This is a genomic window from Pseudoalteromonas sp. M58, assembly GCF_042604605.1.
Classification (GTDB): Bacteria; Pseudomonadota; Gammaproteobacteria; order Enterobacterales; family Alteromonadaceae; genus Pseudoalteromonas; species Pseudoalteromonas tetraodonis.
The window spans coordinates 1-20,798 of record NZ_CP152391.1 but is presented as its reverse complement, the minus strand read 5'-3'; the positions used below and the strand labels follow the sequence as shown (position 1 = coordinate 20,798).

The window sequence follows — 20,798 nt, the reverse complement described above, 5'->3', positions numbered from 1 at the left end:
TTGAATCATTATCGCTTGTAAAACTTTACGAACACTTGCTTTAATCCCCTTAAAAACAGGGTTATTAATTAACCACTTTAGAGTTAAAATGATGCTATTTTACACCGTTCACTTATTGGTCATTATAGTGTGCTATGTTTACCCATAAGATCGTTATTCAACTTTTTCTAGTATGAATTTACTGTTGGTGTTGCTGTGTTTAAGTACCGAGGTGTTACTTACAATGAATGTTAGGTTTAGGTGGTTTTTAGCTGTACTTTTAGCGCTTTGTTTAGGCGTGCCTAGCAGTGGTTGGGCGTCGAGCGATATTAAAAAAATTGTACTGGCTACCGATACCATTGACGGGCTGGTAGAAAAAGACGGCTCTGGCCTTTATGTTGATATGCTTACTAAAATTTTTGCTGCGCAATCGATTGAACTTAATATTATGATTGTACCTCAGTCTCGTGCTTATCGATGGACGGCCAATGGCAATGCTGATGCTATGTTGAGCGCAAGGCAAAATGAAGTGGAAGGCTTGTACTTTCCGGTGTGGCATTACGATATTACTTTTGTGTCGGCGATGTTTAAAAAAGATCGGTTTAAAGATTGGCAAGGCGAGTATTCGTTACAAAACAGATCGGTGGGTACGTTAAGGGGCGCTAACTACAATAATTATTTGTATGTGCCGATTGATTTGCAGCAGGTTACCCAGCGAATTGAAGGCATTAAAATGCTAAAGCTCGATAGGCTTGATTTCTTTTTAGATAACCGTAAAGCGCTGCAGCAAACCCTGATTGCTAACGCCACTGAGTTATCAAAAATGAATTTTGACCCGCAGCAGTATCAAATCGAAAACATTGTGCCTGTAAAACAATACATTGCCTTTACCGATAACGCCAAAGGCCGCGAGTTAGCACAAATTTTTGACGCCGGATTTGCAAAATTACTTGCCAGTGGTGAGTTAGAGGCGTTGTTTATTGCTTACAATTACCTGCCTTTTCCCTTTCCGCAAAATATAGACTAGAGTAGTAATTACATATTGCTGTGGTTGAGTTTTTTATGAGAGTTGTATTTGCTTTAGTTATAAGCTTAATGTTTGCTTTTCAATGCGTTGCACAAATTACCCGGCCCCACTCTAAAATAGAAAGCCAACCAAGCACACCACAACAAGCCACTACCCAGCTCAATGTGCTTACAGTTGATTTAGGCACCCTCATTAGTAAACCTTTAATTCAACGAGGCTTAGAGTTTGAACAACAAACTGGTATTAAAGTTAATGTCACCAAAGTGCCTTTTGGCCAGTTATATAACGAAATAAACAAAGATTTAAGCTCGCCAACGAGCCAATACGATATTATTGCCTATGCCTCACTCTGGATGGTGGATTTTGCAGAAAATAATTACTTAGCGCGTTTAGATAATTACATAGCCTCCGACTCTTTAATTGAATGGAATGATGTATCGCGTTTTTTTAGAGACTTTAGCTCTAAATATAACGGCCAAATTTACTCGATTCCGCTCGATGGTGATATACATTTACTTTATTACCGCCTCGATATTTTAGAAAAATATGGTTTGGCTCCACCTAGAACCTGGGATGATTACCTTGCTATTGCTAAGCAATTAAATGGCGTTGATATGAACGGGGATGGCGAGGGCGATTTTGGCTCGTGTATTTCTAAAAAAGCCAATGAGCAATCGTATTGGTCTTTGCTTTCGATTGCGGGCAGTTTTTTGCAAAGCAAAGGCACTTCTCAAGGCATATTTTTTAATACAAGAACTATGGCGCCATTAGTGAATAACGATGCCTTTAAAAAAGCCTTAAAAATTTATAAAAAAACCACTGAATTTGGCTCTGCTGATGAGCTTAACTTTGATACCAACGATGTAAGGTATGCGTTTATAAGCGGTCGCTGCGCCTTAGCCATTGAATGGGGCGACATTGGTACTATGGCCGTGTTACCTGAGTCTAAAGTGAAAAACAAAACTGGGGTGAGTATATTGCCCGGAGCTACTGAGGTATTAAACCGTAAAACAGGCCAGCTTGAACGTTGCAATGCTAACTTATGCCCGTTTGCCATTAGCGATATTAATTATGCTCCTTATGCAGCTTTTGGTGGTTGGGTAGGCTCAATTAATAATGCCAGCTCAAAACACAAAAAAAACCTCGCTTATAACTACTTGTCGTATGTTACTCAGCCTTTGCAATCGAATGAAGATGTAACCATAGGTGCCACCGGTATGAACCCGTATCGTACCTCTCAATTGGTTAACCACAAAAACTGGCTTAAACAAGGGATGAGTAAAAGTACGCTGCATTTTTACTTGGGCTCTATTTCTAAAACCGTTAATAACGCCAATATTATTCTTGATTTGAGAATTTTTGAAAACAACCGCTACTTTAGAGACATACTCGACACTGAAGTGGCTAAATACCTAAGGCACACCCAAACCGTAGACCAAACGGTTGAAAACATTGAGGCCGGCTGGAATAAATTAACCGATGAAATTGGCCGCGACATACAGCTAAAAGCTTATAGGGCGTCGTTAGGATTAGTACCAACCCCTTAGTGATAGTATTATTTAACGTATTTGCCATTATTAGATAAAACATAGGAAGCCAGCATTGTTGCTTTAATTGATGTAAAACGGGCTAAATTTGTAGTCTGGTTTATACTTTAGTGATGATAACGCTGTAGCCTCGAGTAATAAAATGCTTAAAGTCGCTTTTGTTGTATTACTGCTTAGCAGCTGTAACGTATTTGCTTGCTTTAAAACACTTAAAGTAGGCACAAATGAAAACAATTGGCCACCCTATGTAATTGCCGTTAACGGTAACCTGACGGGCGTTGAAATTGACGTGTTAAACACGATTTTTAACGGCTCATCTTTTTGTTTAAAATTTATGTTGCTGCCTACCTCATCGCGCGCTTTTGAAGAATTAAAAGAAGGCCGTATTGATGTTATTTTTGCCGCCAGTAAAACATCAGCAAGAGCTGATTTTGCCTATTTTAGCGATGCCTATCGTGATGAAGTAGTTCGCCTGTATAAATACACCGAATCGCCTGATTTAAATAACATTAGCGATATTTTTTATAAAGATTTAACCTTGGCGGTTAACCGTGGCAGTTATTATGGCGTTGCGTTTGAGCTGTTTAAACAAAACTACCCCGCTAACGTTATTATGATGCCTACCGCCGAGAAACGTTTTGCAATGCTCAATAAAAATAGAGTTGATTACGCAATTGAAGACGAACTAGCAGCGCAATATTTTATAAACCAATACCCTGCAATAGAAGCTGTTACTAATATGGCGGCCATCAATAAGAGCTCTATTCATTTAATGCTCAGTAAAAAAACCATTAGCCAAATAGAGTTACAAGCTATAAATGAGTTAATTAAGCAAAATAAATCCGCTATACAAGCCATTTACCCACATTACTGAACCCGTAGATTATTCTTTTACCTTTCATCTTGAAGCGCGGATCTGTATAATTCGCGGCCTATTATTTACTCTATTGCTTGTTTATTTATGCGGCGCCTTGCTGCAGCTTAACCCTGCCATTAATTTTCTAGGATTACTTTTTTTGATCTCCACCGCAAATATTACGATGCAGTTTGGCGCAGAGCCGTTGTTTGAAAACATTTCAGCTAAATTTGGTAACGGTAACCGTTACGGTTTAATTGGCGCTAACGGCTGCGGCAAGTCGACATTTATGAAAATTTTAAGCGGTGCGCTTACGCCTAGTGCAGGTAATGTGTCTATTACGCCGGGGCTAAAATTAGGTAACCTAAGCCAAGATCAGTTTGCGTTTGAACAATACAGCGTGGTTGATGCGGTAATTATGGGTGATGTGGAGCTTTGGAAAGTAAAACAAGAGCGCGACCGTATTTACTCTTTGCCTGAAATGAGCGAAGAAGACGGCATGAAAGTAGCCGAGCTTGAAAGCGTATTTGCTGAAATGGACGGTTACACCGCAGAAAGCCGCGCAGAGGAAATTCTGCTTGATGCGGGTATCGATATAGAGTTTCATTATGGCTTAATGGCAAACGTAGCCCCAGGTTGGAAATTACGTGTGCTGTTAGCACAGGCGTTATTTGCAAACCCTGATATTTTGCTACTTGATGAGCCTACTAATAACTTGGACATTCATACTATTACGTGGCTTGCCAATGAGCTTAACCAACGTAAATGCACCATGATCATTATTTCCCATGACCGTCACTTTTTAAACTCGGTATGTACTCACATGGCCGATATTGATTACGGTGAGCTGCGTATTTACCCAGGTAACTACGAAAAGTACCTTGAAGCTTCAGGCTTACAACGCGAGCAATTACTTGCTGAAAACGCGAAAAAGAGCGCTGAAATAGACGAGTTACAAGACTTTGTTAACCGTTTTGGTGCTAACGCCTCTAAAGCGAAACAAGCCAGCTCGCGCGCTAAAAAAATGGATAAAATTAAGCTTGATGAAGTTAAATCATCGAGTCGTATGAGCCCATCACTCAACTTTGATGAGGGCAAAAAAATGTATCGCCAAGCGCTTGAGCTAACCAAGCTTGGCCATGGGTTTGACGGTGAAACGTTATTTACTGGTGGTGATTTACTACTCGAAGCCGGTGCTAAACTGGCGGTTATCGGCGAAAACGGCGTGGGTAAAACCACCTTTTTACGCTGTTTAGTTAACGAGCTTAAAAGCAACGAAGGCGAAGTTAAGTGGTCAGAAAATGCCACGTTTGGTTATTGCCCACAAGACAGCACCAAAGACTTTGATAACGATTTAACCTTGTTTGATTGGATGTCGCAATGGCGTACCGCTAAGCACAACGATTTAATGGTACGTGGTATGTTAGGGCGTTTATTATTTACCGCAGACGATTCAAATAAAAAAGCGCGTAACTGTTCAGGTGGTGAAAAAAACCGTTTGTTATTTGGTAAGTTAATGATGCAAGACGTTAACGTACTGATAATGGATGAACCAACTAACCACATGGATATGGAAGCCATTGAAGCACTTAACAATGCGCTAAAAGACTTTAAAGGCACGCTTATTTTTGTAAGCCACGACCGTGAGTTTGTATCGTCACTGGCAACCCGTATTGTTGATATTAAAGACAAGCAGGTAATTGACTTTCAAGGTACGTTTGACGAATACCTTGCGAGCTGCGAAGAAAATAAAGTAGCTTAAGAGCTAGGTTAAAGGTTAAAGAAATAGCCTAAACCATTTAAAAGCGGTGCTTGTTTAAGCGCCGTTTTTTTGTGCCTGTAATTTGGGTTCTGGGTTCTGGGTTCTGGGTTCTGGGTTCTGGGTTCTGGGTTCTGGGTTCTGGGTTCTGGGTTCTGGGTTCTGGGTTCTGGGTTCTGGGTTCTGGGTTCTGGGTTCTGGGTTCTGGGTTCTGGGTTCTGGGTTCTGCAGAATTTTGCTTGGTATCAATTCAAACGCAATTGGTAATTTATTTAATAAAAAAGGCAAAGAAAAGCTGTATTTTTATTTGCTCACTTGCCTCTCATTCTTTGCTCTTTGTGCAAATAGGTTTTAAGTTATTTATTCACCACAGAGATTAAGAGGCACTGCACTTTTAGAGGAAATAAAAAAGCCAACTACTATCCTGCAGCAGCGATTTTATAGGCATTGCATTTACCCGCACCTCGCAGCTCGAAGCCTGTTGGCTGCTCATTTTCTCCTCATTTTCTCCTCATTTTCTTCTCTTTGTTCAAATAATTTTTAAGTGATTTATTCACAAAGAGGGCGAAGAGACGCTGCGCTTTTAGAGGAAATAAAAAAGCCAACTACTATCCTGCAGCAGCGATTTTATAAGCATTGCATTTACCCGCACCTCGCAGCCCGCAGCTCGTAACCTTTAACCTTTAACCTTTAAGTAATTATAAAAAAAAAAAGGAGCATTGCTGCTCCTTTTTAAATTTTACTTAGGTTTATTTAATATCAAACCGGTCGGCGTTCATCACTTTTACCCATGCGGCGACAAAGTCGTGTACAAAACGAGTTTTGTTATCGTCTTGAGCATAAAACTCTGCCAGTGCACGGAGTATTGAGTTTGAACCAAATACTAAATCAACCCGCGTAGCCGTGTACTTAGTTTTTTACCACTAGCGCGGTCAACTATGTTGTACTCGCCTTTAGCTGCAGGCTCCCAGCGGTTGTTCATGTCGGTTAAATTAACAAAAAAGTCGTTACTCAGTACGCCTACCTTGTCGGTAAATACACCATGTTCACTATTGCCATAGTTAGTGCCTAGTACGCGCATACCGCCTAGTAATACGCTCATTTCTGGTGCTGTTAGCCCCATTAATTGGCTGCGCTCTAGTAATAGCTCCTCGGCGGATACAGCATAGTCTTTTTTCAGCCAATTTCTAAAACCGTCATGAATTGGTTCTAATGGCTCGAATGACTCTGCGTCGGTCATGTCATCACTAGCATCGCCACGCCCTGGGGCAAACGGTACGGTCATATCAACCCCTGCCTTTTTAGCAGCTTGCTCAACCGCAGCGGTGCCGCCAAGTACAATTAAGTCGGCCAAACTTACTGGCTTAGCTAAACTTGCTTTCAGTTTTTCAAGGGCTGCAATCACATTGGCTAAACGCTCTGGTTCGTTACCTTGCCAGCTATTTTGCGGAGCTAGGCGAATACGGGCGCCATTTGCACCACCACGGTGATCGGAACCTCTATAAGTACGTGCGCTATCCCATGCGGTATTAATTAAGTCGGTTTCACTTAATCCACAATTAAGTAGCTTCGCTTTTAAATCGGTTATTTCAGCGTCGCTCAGGGTGTAATCAACTGCAGGAATAGGATCTTGCCAAATTAAATCTTCACTGGGTACATCGGCGCCCAAATAACGTGATTTTGGCCCTAAATCACGGTGGGTTAACTTAAACCATGCGCGGGCAAATACGTCAGTAAAGTACTCAAAATCGTCATTAAAACGCTCAATAATTTTACGGTACGCTGGGTCGAGCTTCATTGCCATATCGGCATCGGTCATTATTGGGTTTAAACGAATCGAAGGGTCTTCCACATCAACGGGTTTGTCTTCTTCTTTAATATTAACCGGCTCCCACTGATGAGCCCCTGCAGGGCTTTTGGTTAGCTCCCACTCGTAATTAAGCAGCAGTTTACAATAACCGTTGTCCCATTTAGTTGGGTAGGTTGTCCATGCGCCTTCAATACCTGAGGTCATGGTATCGCGGCCAATGCCACGGGTTTTATGGTTATTCCAGCCAAGGCCTTGCTCGTACACATCGGCGGCTTCTGGCTCTGGGCCTAAGTTTTCTTCTTTGCCGTTACCATGCGTTTTACCTACTGTATGGCCACCGACCGTTAGCGCTGCGGTTTCTTCGTCGTTCATTGCCATACGCGCAAAGGTTTCGCGCACTTGTTCTGCGGTTTTAAGCGGATCGGGTTTACCATTTACCCCTTCTGGGTTTACGTAAATTAAACCCATTTGCACTGCCGCTAATGGGTTTTCCATGGTATCGGGTTTATCAACCTGGGTATATCGCTCATCACTTGGCGCAAGCCATTCTTTTTCTGCGCCCCAATAAACGTCTTTTTCTGGATGCCAAATATCTTCACGGCCACCACCGGCAAAACCAAAGGTTTTTAATCCCATTGATTCGTACGCCATATTACCGGCTAAAATAATTAAATCGGCCCATGAAAGCTTGTTGCCATATTTCTTTTTAATTGGCCATAATAAACGGCGCGCTTTATCTAGGTTAGCATTATCTGGCCACGAATTAAGTGGTGCAAAACGTTGATTACCGGTACCACCACCGCCTCGACCATCAGCTAAACGGTACGAGCCCGCAGAGTGCCATGCCATACGGATCATCAGGCCTCCATAGTGCCCCCAATCAGCTGGCCACCAAGGTTGGCTTTGAGTCATTAAATCTTTTAAATCGGTTTTAAGTGCTTCTAGGTCGAGTGAATTAAAAGCGTCGGCGTAATTAAAGTCGCTGTCGTAGGGGCTGCTTTTGCTATCGTGCTGATGAAGAATGTCTAAATTAAGTGAGTTTGGCCACCAATCTGTATTGGTGTTTTCGGTTGTGGTATTACTGCGTGCATAACCGGGCATTTACCCGCTTTATGATTATCCATATTGAGCTCCTTTTTAAGTATAAATAAAAACGCCCATGCTTACCGCTTTTGGTATTCACCAATTGGGAGCGCTGTTATTTTATTGCCATTATATTAGGGTATGTTGACCTTTGTGGATTAAAATTCGTTCAAACTAGGGGCGGTTTAATCGCGGCGCGAGGTTTGTAACCTAGTGGGCTAAGTCAAAACCGAGCAACAAAGAGTAAATCGCCCCTGGGCAGAACCCTTCGGGCAGCGCCTGTTTGGAATTGATGCTGCGTTATCGCCTATTTATGGGGAATAACCACACCACATAGGCGCTGCCTTGCCTAAATACCAAACAGACTACTGCAAATTTAACCTTAAAAGGTCAACAGACCCTAATGACGTTTATGGTCTCTGCTTATTCAATATACGTGTAGCTGCTTTGATACGCTAGAGCAAAGTAATGCTTTAAAACGATTACTCTCATTTATAAATATGATGATGCTGCCAATGTTTCTGCTTAGCGTAAATAAATATCAAAACTTTTTATAAAATAGATGATCGTTATTAAAAATAGCCACGTAATGTACGGTGAAGGGTTTGAAAGTGACTTAGGTTTTCTTAAGTGCACAGTGGAATACCCCCCTTCGCCATGAAATTATAATTATAAAAGGTGTATAAGTTACTTATGCACCTTTATTTCTTTCTTATTTTTATCTATTTGAATTTAGTTAAGTAAAAATTCAGGTAGGCAAACTTACAATAGCACCTATCTCCTATTGTTCCCTTGATATGTTGATGTAGTTTTTTCCAGCCCAACTTGGGCTGGATTTTTTTTTGCCTGTAATAAAAGATTTTTGAGTTAATTCCAGCTTCCCTATCCTCACCCTAGTACCAATGATGTGCGCATGTTAAAGTTAATAAAGCGATTAACTAATTTTTTAACTAGGCATATCAATGCGTTTTTATTTTTTACTATTTATTGTATTTTGGTGTTTTTTTCATCTGCGGTGCAAGCTGCTGATAAAAACACCGCAGCACTCAACGAGCAACAACAGCGTGAATTAGCACAGCTAGAAGCCCCTTTGTACAAACCATTACTTGAACGTTATATTCTCGACGAATTAAAGTCGGTTCGCCAAGATCAACAAAAACTGCGTGAAGACGTGACCAAACAAGTTACGCATGCACAGTTAGACACCGCCGATCGGGCGCTTACCTACACCACAGATACCATTAATAATGTATTTTTTATAATTACCGCCACCGCGTCTATTTTGGTATTAGTGGGCTGGAACTCGTTACGTGATGTAAAGAACAAAGTAGAAGATATAGTAAACACCCGAGTGAGTGTTATTACTGATGAGTATGAAGATCGCTTGAAAATATTAGAAGAAAAACTGCGAGTACGCTCTGAAGAAATACTCAGTAACCAAGAACGCATATCAATCACTAATGAAGTTCATTCGTTATGGATGCGAGCCAACCTTGAAAGTGATATTGCGAATAAAATTGAAATATTCGATGAAATTTTAAAACGTAAACCAGAAGATGTAGAAGCCATTGCCTACAAAGCGGATGCTTTATTAGAATTAAATGAGACTGAGCAAGCTATTGAGCTTTGTAATCAAGCAATTGATATAGATAGCGACTATGGTTACGCATACTGGCAGCGCGCCTGTGCGTATGCTTTAACGCATGAGCATGCAGATGCTCTAGCCGATATAAAAATGTCGCTTGAATACTCACCCAACTTACGAAATGAGCTACTTCATGAAAGTGCCTTTGCCAGTCTGCATGATAACGACAGCTTTAATGCGATAGTTTCAAACGAAGCCTAAACTTCGTTGCCTACAGGGAGGGTGGTAAAAAGCGTGAGCAGAACGCGAAAGTTTTGCTCAGTTTTTACTTATTATTACAAGGATGTAAGCCAGTAAAATAACTTAGACGCAGTCATCAAGCCCACTAGGTTAGAAGCTCGCGCCGCAAATAAACTGCCTCTAGATTAAACAAATATCAATCTACAAAGGCCAATAGAGCTTAGCGTTTAAAGTATAAGTCTATTGACTTAGTAAGCAGCTCGTCGAGCTGCTCTTCAAAGTCTTCTATGTTGATTTCAAAATGATTTAAATACGCTTTAGCCTGCACTTGAGATAAGTTGCGGTTTTTAACGCTGTATTGCCGCTCATCTTTTTGCTTATCGTATCGAGGTAAAAATAATAACTGCGCATAATAAGGCGACTTAATATGCTTGTTCGCAAAGCGACAAAAGTCTTCAATGTGGTCTGCGCCCTCAGGGCCTAAACAGCCAGGCTCTACACGATACATTACACGAATTTTTTTCTCGTCACTTAGCTGCATAATTAATAATTACCTAAAAAATAATACCCTAACCACTTTGCCATCTTTAATTTGATAGCTTGAAATAAGCTCTGAACGTTTATCTATCACGTTCGGATCGTTAGAGCAGGTTTCTGATAGCTCATGGTCAATCACAATGTCACCATGCACAATACGCTTAATAGGTGATGAGTGAAGACACTTTAGCTTTTTAAACATAATGCCATAACGCGCAATTAATTTTTCTTTACCTTTAAATAATAGCTCATTCGGGAAAATATAAAACTCAACATCTTCATCATACATACGAATAAATTCTTCAATGTTACGCGCGTTGTAAGCTTTAACTAATTGCTCGATAACAGCAAGTGACTCACGAGACTGTTTTGCTTTGGCTTGTTGCCTTGCTGTAAGTGCCTCTTTTGCTTGCGTTACTGCTTGCTCAGCCTCGACGACCGCTTGTGCTTTATCTACTTTACTTTTAGGCTGTTCAACCGGCTTCGTTGATTCGCTGCCAAGTACTTTAGAATCATCTGCAGTCACTTTCTTTATATCGGGTTGTTTAGGTATGTTAGCCTCTTGAGTTAACGTATCAAGTGCATCTTGTTGCGACTGTACTTTTTCTGGCTGTGTCAGTTCGGCATTGTTTTGATGATGCCGATTGCTCTATGGCATGACAGTTTAATGTGAAAGCGGCGAATAAACACGCATATATAATGAATGAAGGTTTCATGGTTTTCCTAAGTACAAAGACAAAATGCAATTAACGCGCAACATAGCAAATTTTACCCTCATGAGATAGTTATTATAGCGTTATAGCTCATTACCAATACTGCTCAACCGTAATATGCCCCGGCTCTTTTCGACGATTACGCTTATAGTTTTGAGCCACTAATAACTCACTGGTATCTTTAACCATTTGCGGATTACCACACAACATAAACTGCGCATTATTGGGAGTAGCACACAGCCCCACATGTTCAGATAGCGCGTTATTTTTTATCACTGTGGTTATTCGCCCAGCTAAACCTTGTAAAGGCTCCTCACGGCTAACTACTGGCACATAATTAAGCTGCCCTGGATGAGCCTTTAATAACTTATTAATTAGCTCCTGATAGCTTAAATCGCTATTTAGGCGCACCCCCCATGCACTAAGTTGATATGTTTGTATTTTTGCCATACCTCACTTTGCTGCAATATAGATAAAAACGGGCCAATAGCGGTGCCGGTGCTAAGCATCCAAAGTTGTTCACTCGCTGGCACTTCGTCAAGGGTAAAAAAACCGCTAGCACGGCGCTCTATTAGTACAGTGTCACCTGGGGTAAGTTGTGCTAAATGCGATGACAATTGGCCATCGACTACATTAATTAAATAAAATTCTAAATTTGGATCATCTGGTGCGTTAACATACGAGTAAGCACGAGCAATGCGTTTTTCACCGTCCATAACAGAGAGCTTTGTAAATTGCCCTGCTTTAAACGGTTCTACATCGGCGTTAACCGTTAAGCTAAATAACGATTCATTCCACCATTTAACTGACTTTACTGTGGCATCAATCCAATTAGACATAATTACTCCAGAGTGTAAAACGTGTTTTAGCTACCAGCTACCAGCTACCAGCTATCAGCTATCAGCTATCAGCTATCAGCAGCTATCAGCTATCAGCTATCAGCTATCAGCTATCAGCTATCAGCTATCAGCTATCAGCTATCAGCTATCAGCTAAAACTTTAAAGTGGTTCATTTTAAAAGCAAGTTTTATAACTTAAACATTAGCATTAAGTTATAAATACTGACAGGGAAATAAATGAGAAGGCAGCGAGCTACGGGTTTCGAGTATCGAGCAACGAGCTAGTGCTAAAACCTGAGACCTTTAATCTACTCTTTTAGCGCAGCGTCTCTTTGTCCTCTTTGTGAATAATGACCTTGCGCGGCATAAAGCTCCGCCTACAGTAAATTCAGAAGTTAACCATATCAGTAGGCGGGAGTTTACCTCGCGCATTTGTGTTTAATATCCTAGACCTGACGCGATATAAAATCGCTGCTACGAAAGGCACTTACTGCTAAAAACAATTTTTCACCACAGAGGGTCCGAGGCGCTTCGCGCTACACAGAGGTGAATTGGTATTTTTTTTAAGCATTTCTCTGTGAACTCTGTGTTCTCGGTGGTAAATACATATCTGACACGATATAAAATCGCTGCTACAGATCAATATTTAGGTTTTTCTTCCTCTAAAAGCGCAGTGTCTCTTCGCCCTCTTTGTGCAAAATTCACTAAAACTGTTTGAACAAAGAGAAGACAACGGGCTTCGAGTGACGAGCTGCGAGCTACTGCTAAAACCTTTGACCTTTAACCTTTAACCTAGAACCTGAAACCTAGGAACCTAGGAACCTAAAGCCCGTAGCTCGAAACCCGTGGCCCGCCCCCCGAGGCCCGAATCTCACACCTAAATTTCAGGCATAAAAAAAGCCGCATAAAATGCGGCTTTGGGGGTTTAGTCTCACTTCACTTTGGGCGTGTCTCCAAAACTTAGTGAATACGTTACCAAGGAACTGTTGTATTTAACCTGAACTCTGGATAATAAATCTATCTCAAGCAGCTATTTACAGCGCTAACTACGTTGAATTCACTTACAATAGGCGAGCTATTGACGCGTAAATTCGCCTTGTTTTCACTGGAAATCTCTGGCTAGAGAAAATAAACATAAATATCAATTTTGATTCAATACGTTAGTAAATCTCTTAACCAAAGTTCAGGTTATTTAAATTGACTCTAGGGCAATTTTAACCATTTCGTTGAACGTGGTTTGACGCTCATCTGCAGGTGTTGCTTCGCCGGTGATTACATGATCACTGACGGTAAATAATGCCATTGCTTTTGCGCCGTATTCTGCTGCTACGCCGTATAAGCCAGCTGTTTCCATATCAACAGCGAGTACACCTAGCTTGTCTAGATCTTTATAAAACGTGTCGTCTGCTTGATAAAAAGTATCGGTAGTAAATACGTTGCCTACTTTTGCATCAATACCTAAATCTTTAGCTGCATTTACGCCGTTTAAAAGTAGGTCAAAGTTAGCAATAGCAGCAAAGTCAGTACCACGAACGCGGGCACGATTTACGTTTGAATCTGTGCTTGCACCTTGTGCAAAAATTACGTCGCGAATTTTAATATCGCTACCAATACCACCACAGGTACCTATACGAATAATATTTTTAACGCCAAAACTGACAATAAGCTCACGAGCATAAATTGACATTGAAGGAATGCCCATGCCAGAACCCATAATGCTCACTGGCTTACCTTTGTAAGTTCCAGTAAAGCCGTACATGTTACGTACGCCGGTTACTTGCACTGCATCATCTAAAAAGTTTTCAGCAATATATTGTGCGCGTAGCGGATCGCCTGGCATTAATACTGTTTCGGCAAAATCACCTACGTTTGCACTGATATGCGGAGTACTCATCGATTGTTTTCCTTTTGTTTGGCTAAAAGCCCTATTACTTTAAAAATAACGAGCGTATTTTTAAGTTACTTAACTGTGTTCAGCTTATCAATAAAGCCATCACCATATTCTAACGCTTTAAGATTAAACCATTGTGCAAGCGTTTGGCCAATATCGGCAAAGCTATTGCGTTCACCCAGTGGCGTGTTGTTCATTCCTGGCTGATAAGCAATAACTGGAACATACTCACGAGTGTGCTCTGACCCTGGAAAGGTCGGGTCACAGCCATGATCGGCGGTGATCATTAATAAATCATCCGGCTTTAATTGCGCTAAAATAGTGGGTAAGTAATCATCAAACTCTTTGAGCGCTTTCGCATAGCCAACAGGATTTCGGCGGTGACCAAACTTTTCATCAAAATCAACTAAATTGGTAAAAATCAAACTGTGATCCGGCGCAGTCGCCACCACTTCGCTGGTTTTTTCTAGCAAGTTCATTAACCCTGGCGCTTTATGCTTTTGGGTAATGCCTTGATGCGCATAAATATCTGAAATTTTACCAATACTGATAACTTCGCCACCGTCTTTTGCAAGTACATCAAGCAATGTTGGCGATGGCGGTAATACTGAATAATCACGACGATTACCTGTTCTGGCAAAGTCTTGATTATTAGAACCCAAAAATGGCCGCGCAATCACTCGCCCTATATTCATTTCATCAAGCAGCGCCCGTGCGATTTCGCAAACTTGATAAAGCTTCTCTAGGCCGAATGATTCTTCATGCGCGGCTATTTGAAACACACTGTCAGCTGAGGTGTAACAGATTGGTTTACCTGTTTTTACGTGCTCTTCACCTAGCTGCTCTAAAATCGTGGTACCTGAGGCATGGCAATTGCCTAAAATGCCCGGAATACCTGTGCGAGCAATAAACTCGTCTACAAATTCTTGTGGGAAACTCGGCTGTGTTTTAGGGAAGTAACCCCAATCAAATAACACTGGCACGCCTGCCATTTCCCAATGACCCGATGGCGTGTCTTTACCGCTTGAAAGCTCTTTTGCGTAACCCCATGCACCTTGTGGTTCATGTCGCTCAGCAACTAAACAGGGTTCTTTACCAGCGGCTTCACATGCATCCACTAACCCTAATTTTGAAAGGTTAGGAAGCGAAAGCTTACTGCCAGTCTCGTCATAATATGCCTTGAGTAAATGTGCGAATGTATTAGCACCAACATCACCAAATTTATCTGCATCGGGTGCTGCGCCAATTCCTAAACTATCCGCCATTAAGATAATTGCTCTTGCCATTGTGACCTCACATCTGTTCTAGGTGGTTACTTTATCTGCTCTTCGAATTTTCCGTACAGGACATAAGTCCTGTTTCATAAAACCTAAACATTATAAATTTGCACTCTTAAGCGAAGCAAAAGAGATTAATCGTGTCTTTTTTGCTATTGTGATCTACCAACAATATATCCTTCTGTGTGGGTGAGAACTTTAGTGACACGAACTATTATAGCTATTGCAGGCGCATCGGCGTCCGGCAAATCTCTATTTAGCCAAACTATTTACAATGAATTGGTAAATGAGCTTGAACCAGGCGCTATCGCCATTATTGAAGAAGATGCTTATTACAAGGATCAATCGCATTTGCCGATGGCACATCGTACGCAAACGAATTACGACCATCCTGATGCATTTGAACACGAGCTATTGCTTGAGCATTTAACGCAACTTCGTAATGGCCACTCTGTTGAAGTACCAACTTATGATTATGCCCAGCATACACGTAGCGATAAAACGCGACGTGTGGCTTCGGCTAAAATACTCATTGTAGAAGGTATTTTATTACTGAGTGATAAAGCGCTTAATAAAGAATTTGATATCAAGGTGTTTATAGATACGCCATTGGATATTTGTTTAATGCGCCGAATGCAACGCGACATGGAACAAAGAGGCAGAACATTACAATCTGTTGTTGAGCAATATCAAGCAACTGTTAGACCGATGTTTTATCAATTTATTGAGCCTTCAAAGCATAACGCTGACTTAGTTGTGACTCGAGGCGGTATGAATCGCGTTGCGATTGATATTATAAAAAGTAAAATAAAGTACATTTTACAAGAATAACAACGGGAAACGTTTGTATGACAACATTTATGAGCTTAGTAGGCATGCTAGTGCTACTAGGCATCGCTTTTGCGGCCTCAACTGATCGCAAAGCAATAAAACTAAGAACCGTGGGTATCGCATTTTTAATGCAAGTCATTATCGGCGGTTTTGTACTGTTTTTTGAAGCAGGCAAAAATGTATTAGCGAGTATGTCTCGCGCCGTTTCATCGGTTATTGGGTATGCCAACGATGGAATTGGCTTTTTATTTGGCCCATTAGCATCGCAAGATACACTTGGGTTTATTTTTGCCATTCAAGTATTGCCAGTTATTGTGTTTTTCTCAGCACTTGTTGCTGTGTTATACCACTTAGGCATCATGGATTGGATAATTAAAATTTTAGGCGGTGGTTTACAAAAATTATTGAAAACCTCTCGCACCGAGTCGCTTTCAGCCACCGCAAATATTTTTGTTGGCCAAACTGAAGCGCCACTCATTGTTAAACCGTTTATTGCGACAATGACCAAATCTGAGTTATTTGCCGTAATGGTAGGTGGTTTGGCCACCGTAGCAGGCTCTGTAATGGCCGGTTACGTAATTATTGGTGTAGACCTTAAATATTTAATTGCAGCCAGTTTTATGGCAGCACCAGGTGGTTTCTTAATGGCAAAAATGATAGTGCCAGAGACAGAAACACCTAAAGATGATTTAGCCGATATAGATTTAGGCGACGATAAACCGGTTAATGTTATTGACGCAGCAGCATCAGGCGCAGCAAACGGTATGCACTTAGCATTAAACGTAGGTGCTATGCTTTTAGCATTTGTTGCACTGATTGCGTTATTAAACGGTTTATTAGGCGGTATTGGTGGGTTGTTTGATTACCCTACATTAACGCTACAAGAAATTTTAGGCTACTTATTTGCCCCTGTTGCATGGTTATTAGGTGTACCGTGGAATGAGGCAATTTTAGCCGGCAGCTTTATTGGTCAAAAGTTAGTAGTAAATGAGTTTGTTGCTTACTTAGACTTTATAAATTATCGCGATACGTTAAGTGCGCATACACAAGCAATTGTTACCTTTGCCTTGTGTGGCTTTGCTAACTTATCATCGATAGCCATTTTACTAGGTGGATTAGGCGGTATGGCGCCTAGTCGGCGAAAGGATATCGCACGCTTAGGGCTCAGAGCAGTGTTAGCAGGATCTATGGCTAACCTTATGAGCGCAGCAATTGCTGGGTTTTTCCTCTCGCTAGCTTAGAAACTTAATGAGACGATCCAACTGTTGCAAAACAATAGGATAGCGCTTTAAGGGGTTAAAGCACTATCTGACTTGAACGATACTTCACCAAGGGCCGCAAGGCCCTTTTATCGTTTTTATAGCCTCTACTTTCTAAATCCTCAGCAATTCATACCTAAAAATTCCTAGCAAAGCTTTCATTCACGCACTCCTTACGCCATCAAAAGCCATCATTGCACTTATACCAATCCGCAATAATACTTAATCATTTTGCGGGGCTAAACGTGTCGCTACCTGTGTTAAAAAATTCTCATTTAGAACAACTAAATAGCGAATTTTTTGCCTAGCTATCAACTCGTTTTTCCAGCCTCAAAATAGACCACTTAATTAAGCGAATTGGTATTACTAAAAAATATGAACAACTGTGTAACTGCAGAAGCATTTACTTATTAGCCCTTTACAAGGCACTTGTGAGTATAAAAGGTAGCGAAGTTAACAAGAATGAATGGCTGTGAAGAGGTAATATAGGCATTATTGAGTGGGAACTTTTTGAATTTTTCTGTGCTTAGGCGTGTTTATTATTGTCTATAGGCTTAATTTTTTACATAACGTTTAATGTAAGCTTCATAGCCAGACTCAGCCTTAAGCTGCTCAAGTGCTTGATTAAAGCGTTTTACTACCACAGGTGAAGTGGCTTTGTTAAAGCCAATATAGTTGCCTTTAAGCTCATCCACATGAATTTGCTTGAGCTTCACCAAGTCATCCCTAGAGTACCCAAATGGCTCAGTTTGATGATCAATAGTAAAGTCAGAGCCAATAATTAAATCGATGCGTTTTTTAAAAAACAGTCGCATAAATGAGTCTGCTTCACTAAACAGTAATAAGTTTTTATCGGTAACAAACCCAAGTCGACGCACCAGTATTTCATAAATGTCGCCTCGCACTATCCCCAACGAGTAGTTTTTAGCTTGTGATATATCATTCATCACAATATGGTCGCTAGTTTTTAATTTAAAAAAGTAGGTTTGGCTCGATACCAAAGGTCCCACCCATTCAAAAAGAGGAATACGTTCTTGCGTTTTTGCTAGAGAAATGATGGCTGAGTGTGGATTATTTTGCACTAACTGGTAAGCACGCTTCCAAGGTAACATAATAAATTCGCACTCTAGTGCGGCACGAGCACAAGCATCTTTCACTATGTCATGATTAATACCCGCTAGCTGCCCAGCTTCATTTTGAAAATTGTAAGGGGCAAAGCTTTCGGTATAAATAACCAATTTAGGCGCTTTAGCCTGGATATTATGGCTAAATAGCAACCCTAACGCTAATAATGTAAATTTAAAAATAAACACCCCCTATAATTTAAGTAAATAACCTTAACCTAGAAAGCATGTAGAAACTATTAATTTATAGCACTTTTATAATGTTAAAAATAGCAGGTGATTTGAGAATGACTATCGTTAATAATACCAATCCGCAATAATACTCAATCATTTTGCGGGGCTAAACGTGTCGCTATCTGTGTTAAAAAATTCTCATTTAGAACAACTAAATAGCGAATTTTTTGCCTAGCTATCAACCCGTTTTTCCTGCCTCAAAATAGACCGCTTAATTAAGCGAATTGGTATAAATTTACAGATGGTGGGGAAATATTCTTAAATTTTAGACACAAAAAAAGCGCCTTAAGCGCTTTTTTTCATTTTACTTAAAAGTAAAATTATAGAGCTGTGATGTTATCAGCTTGAGGACCTTTTTGACCTTGTGAAAGAGTGAACTCTACACGTTGGCCTTCAGCTAAAGTTTTGAAACCTTCGCTTTTGATTGCTGAGAAATGTGCGAAAACGTCTGGACCATTTTCTTGCTCGATGAAACCAAAACCTTTAGACTCGTTGAACCACTTAACTGTACCTGATACGATGTTAGACATAGTATTATTCCTGATATAAAAATTAAATTGTGCCCTAATGGGCGGTGTAGCAAAAAATGAGATGGTACTTAAAAACTTCAGGACGGTACTACAAGTATTACTTATACAACAACGAAATGGAGATTTATAAATTATCATGCTTTCTTTCTAGCTGCGGACTACTATATAGAGTTACAGACTCAAGTCAACCCTTAATGCGATTTAATTTATAAAATAGCTTAAGCAGCCCGCTTTATAAATTAAGTACTTGTTTAAAGAGCTTAAAATTCAAATTCTAGTGCCATTCTAAAGCTATGATTTTTCTCTGACTGGCTGATTTCAGTAATAAAACCGGCTTCCCACTTTAATTGTTTTTGCCCATCAAAGCGATGTAACCCTATAAATCCGGGGCCAATACCGACAAAGTCTTCGCCAAGGTAAACCTCAACCGCGGGCTGAAAAGCAGACAAATAGCGGTAGCGATATTGCGCTCTAAATTCGCTTTCCCACTCATTTTGTATATCTTGGCCCCACTCGTACACTAAAAATGCATTCATAGTGAGACTTGCACGACCAAACTCTTTTTCAATCACAAAACCGGTGGTTGCTTCGTATGCGTCGGCGTCATGCTGTTTTTCAAATTCAAATAACGCGCCCCAATCAGCCCATAGCCTGCCCTGCTCTATTAACTGCCAACGAAGTTCTAACTCATACGCTTGCAAGCCAAAGTCACCATTATCATCGCGCTCGCCCACTAAATAGCCTTCCAATGCCATGGTGTCGTTAATTGCGCCGCCTAAGCCAACGCGCTGCGCTAAAATATTACCACTGTCGGTTTGATGTGACACAAGCCGCCACTCTAGCTCGCGCTCAAACGGCAACACATAAGGATGATAAACTTTATCAACCACTATGCCATCAGCATAAGCCAGCTTAGGTATTAATAAACAAAAACCAATTAATACAGTGGCTGCAAATAGGTTTATTGCTTTCATGATTGTTCCTTAGTTATTGATTTAGGAATAAAATAACAAACTGATAAAAATAACACGCTGCTCAGCACATAACTTAAAACACTGGTTAAATTAGGCGTAGCCTCATAACCGATAAGTGCGCGCAAAACCCGTCCAAACTCTGAGTTTTCAGTTAAAATAGCACGTAAATCCCATACGGTTGCCGTTGTTGCTATCAAATCAATTTGGCTCGCCAAATCAAGTGCCACAACCAGTTTTGCCGCACTGTTTAATGCTAACAATACCAATAAAGGGATAAGCCCAAAGCGCTGTTTGATTGCACTCAATAAAAAATACAACAACACACTAAAGCTACTGCATATCCCTAAGCCTAAAAAAGTGCCAATAAATAAGCTTTGTGCTGCTTCGTTGTTTTGCCAAAAGCCAATCAGGTAAATAATGTAATGACTTAAATAAAGAGTCATTACACTGATAATCGCAATCATAAATGCAGGCGTTGCTTGTTTAATGGCGTAGTACAGCGCACTGATAAACACTAAAACACATAAAGCAATTTGGGTATATTCTAAACCCTGGTAGTCGAACAAGGGACTAATTAGCGGAGCACTTTTTACAAATAAAAATGATAGCCCCACACCTAAAACAAGCATCCCCAGTACCTTCACTAAACTTTGCTTGGCAATCACTTGGAGTAAAATAAGTAAAATGGCCACCGGCAATAACT

The 20,798-nt window shown here is 40.6% G+C and carries 14 protein-coding genes and 3 pseudogenes; 7 read left to right on the top strand and 10 right to left on the bottom strand.

Annotated elements, in window-relative coordinates:
* Positions 1 to 223: 223 nt before the first annotated feature.
* The 4 genes from AAGD16_RS15480 (at position 224) to AAGD16_RS15465 (ending at position 5,171) form a co-directional block, all read left to right on the top strand.
* Positions 224 to 1,006 carry a substrate-binding periplasmic protein gene (locus AAGD16_RS15480; protein WP_377114894.1) on the top strand — a complete coding sequence of 261 codons (783 nt, stop codon included), beginning with the start codon at positions 224 to 226 and terminating at the stop codon, positions 1,004 to 1,006.
* A 35-nt stretch (positions 1,007 to 1,041) separates the two neighbouring features.
* The gene (locus tag AAGD16_RS15475) at positions 1,042 to 2,553 is read left to right on the top strand and encodes an ABC transporter substrate-binding protein (protein ID WP_377114891.1); all 1,512 of its coding nucleotides are present in this window, start codon (positions 1,042 to 1,044) and stop codon (positions 2,551 to 2,553) included.
* A 142-nt stretch (positions 2,554 to 2,695) separates the two neighbouring features.
* Positions 2,696 to 3,427, top strand: a complete 732-nt coding sequence (locus tag AAGD16_RS15470) for a substrate-binding periplasmic protein (RefSeq protein ID WP_377114888.1) — start codon at positions 2,696 to 2,698, stop codon at positions 3,425 to 3,427.
* Between the two features lie 142 nt (positions 3,428 to 3,569).
* On the top strand, positions 3,570 to 5,171 hold the full coding sequence (locus AAGD16_RS15465; RefSeq protein ID WP_377114885.1) for an ABC-F family ATPase: 1,602 nt from the start codon (positions 3,570 to 3,572) through the stop codon (positions 5,169 to 5,171).
* A 746-nt stretch (positions 5,172 to 5,917) separates the two neighbouring features.
* Here AAGD16_RS15465 and katG read toward each other — a convergent pair.
* Positions 5,918 to 8,102, bottom strand: a pseudogene (gene katG, locus AAGD16_RS15460) (catalase/peroxidase HPI).
* 872 nt (positions 8,103 to 8,974) lie between these two features.
* On the opposite strand from katG, the gene AAGD16_RS15455 reads away from it, so the two are divergent.
* Positions 8,975 to 9,907: a tetratricopeptide repeat protein gene (locus AAGD16_RS15455; RefSeq protein WP_377114882.1), complete on the top strand. Its 933-nt coding sequence runs from the start codon at positions 8,975 to 8,977 to the stop codon at positions 9,905 to 9,907.
* Positions 9,908 to 10,106: 199 nt separating this feature from the next.
* Here the strand turns inward: AAGD16_RS15455 and AAGD16_RS15450 are convergent, their stop codons facing one another.
* The 5 genes and pseudogenes from AAGD16_RS15450 to AAGD16_RS15430 form a co-directional block, all read right to left on the bottom strand.
* Positions 10,107 to 10,427 carry a hypothetical protein gene (locus AAGD16_RS15450; RefSeq protein WP_008467890.1) on the bottom strand — a complete coding sequence of 107 codons (321 nt, stop codon included), beginning with the start codon at positions 10,425 to 10,427 and terminating at the stop codon, positions 10,107 to 10,109.
* Positions 10,428 to 10,436: 9 nt separating this feature from the next.
* Positions 10,437 to 11,139: pseudogene (locus AAGD16_RS15445) on the bottom strand (nuclear transport factor 2 family protein).
* A 90-nt stretch (positions 11,140 to 11,229) separates the two neighbouring features.
* Positions 11,230 to 11,975 (bottom strand): annotated as a pseudogene (locus AAGD16_RS15440) (ferredoxin--NADP reductase).
* Positions 11,976 to 13,167: 1,192 nt separating this feature from the next.
* Positions 13,168 to 13,869: a purine-nucleoside phosphorylase gene (gene deoD / locus AAGD16_RS15435; RefSeq protein WP_008110728.1), complete on the bottom strand. Its 702-nt coding sequence runs from the start codon at positions 13,867 to 13,869 to the stop codon at positions 13,168 to 13,170.
* 65 nt (positions 13,870 to 13,934) lie between these two features.
* Entirely contained in the window at positions 13,935 to 15,152 is a 1,218-nt protein-coding gene (locus AAGD16_RS15430; protein WP_377114879.1) for a phosphopentomutase, read from the bottom strand.
* A gap of 192 nt (positions 15,153 to 15,344) precedes the next feature.
* On the opposite strand from AAGD16_RS15430, the gene udk reads away from it, so the two are divergent.
* Together udk and AAGD16_RS15420 are read left to right on the top strand one after the other, a co-directional pair.
* The gene (udk, locus tag AAGD16_RS15425; RefSeq protein ID WP_013462847.1) at positions 15,345 to 15,974 is read left to right on the top strand and encodes a uridine kinase; all 630 of its coding nucleotides are present in this window, start codon (positions 15,345 to 15,347) and stop codon (positions 15,972 to 15,974) included.
* 17 nt (positions 15,975 to 15,991) lie between these two features.
* On the top strand, positions 15,992 to 17,215 hold the full coding sequence (locus AAGD16_RS15420) for a NupC/NupG family nucleoside CNT transporter (protein WP_013462846.1): 1,224 nt from the start codon (positions 15,992 to 15,994) through the stop codon (positions 17,213 to 17,215).
* Between the two features lie 572 nt (positions 17,216 to 17,787).
* Here AAGD16_RS15420 and AAGD16_RS15415 read toward each other — a convergent pair.
* From AAGD16_RS15415 to AAGD16_RS15400, 4 genes are all read right to left on the bottom strand, one after another.
* Positions 17,788 to 18,546 (bottom strand): substrate-binding periplasmic protein, encoded by a 759-nt coding sequence (locus AAGD16_RS15415; RefSeq protein WP_377114875.1) that lies wholly within the window; start codon positions 18,544 to 18,546, stop codon positions 17,788 to 17,790.
* Positions 18,547 to 18,911: 365 nt separating this feature from the next.
* Positions 18,912 to 19,121, bottom strand: coding sequence for a cold-shock protein (locus tag AAGD16_RS15410; protein ID WP_008467029.1), 210 nt, complete (start codon positions 19,119 to 19,121; stop codon positions 18,912 to 18,914).
* A gap of 260 nt (positions 19,122 to 19,381) precedes the next feature.
* Positions 19,382 to 20,095 (bottom strand): hypothetical protein, encoded by a 714-nt coding sequence (locus tag AAGD16_RS15405; protein ID WP_028834668.1) that lies wholly within the window; start codon positions 20,093 to 20,095, stop codon positions 19,382 to 19,384.
* A partial coding sequence (locus AAGD16_RS15400; RefSeq protein WP_377114870.1) for an iron transporter occupies positions 20,092 to 20,798 on the bottom strand: 707 nt, incomplete at its 5' end. The genes AAGD16_RS15400 and AAGD16_RS15405, both read right to left, overlap by 4 nt.

Excerpts from the sequence above, each read along its gene's own strand:
- AAGD16_RS15475 (WP_377114891.1), top strand. The coding sequence starts at position 1,042 with ATGAGAGTTGTATTTGCTTTAGTTATAAGCTTAATGTTTGCTTTTCAA.
- AAGD16_RS15470 (WP_377114888.1), top strand. The coding sequence starts at position 2,696 with ATGCTTAAAGTCGCTTTTGTTGTATTACTGCTTAGCAGCTGTAACGTA.
- AAGD16_RS15410 (WP_008467029.1), bottom strand. The coding sequence starts at position 19,121 with ATGTCTAACATCGTATCAGGTACAGTTAAGTGGTTCAACGAGTCTAAA.
- AAGD16_RS15420 (WP_013462846.1), top strand. The coding sequence starts at position 15,992 with ATGACAACATTTATGAGCTTAGTAGGCATGCTAGTGCTACTAGGCATC.
- AAGD16_RS15480 (WP_377114894.1), top strand. The coding sequence starts at position 224 with ATGAATGTTAGGTTTAGGTGGTTTTTAGCTGTACTTTTAGCGCTTTGT.
- AAGD16_RS15450 (WP_008467890.1), bottom strand. The coding sequence starts at position 10,427 with ATGCAGCTAAGTGACGAGAAAAAAATTCGTGTAATGTATCGTGTAGAG.
- AAGD16_RS15430 (WP_377114879.1), bottom strand. The coding sequence starts at position 15,152 with ATGGCAAGAGCAATTATCTTAATGGCGGATAGTTTAGGAATTGGCGCA.
- deoD (WP_008110728.1), bottom strand. The coding sequence starts at position 13,869 with ATGAGTACTCCGCATATCAGTGCAAACGTAGGTGATTTTGCCGAAACA.
- AAGD16_RS15405 (WP_028834668.1), bottom strand. The coding sequence starts at position 20,095 with ATGAAAGCAATAAACCTATTTGCAGCCACTGTATTAATTGGTTTTTGT.
- AAGD16_RS15455 (WP_377114882.1), top strand. The coding sequence starts at position 8,975 with ATGTTAAAGTTAATAAAGCGATTAACTAATTTTTTAACTAGGCATATC.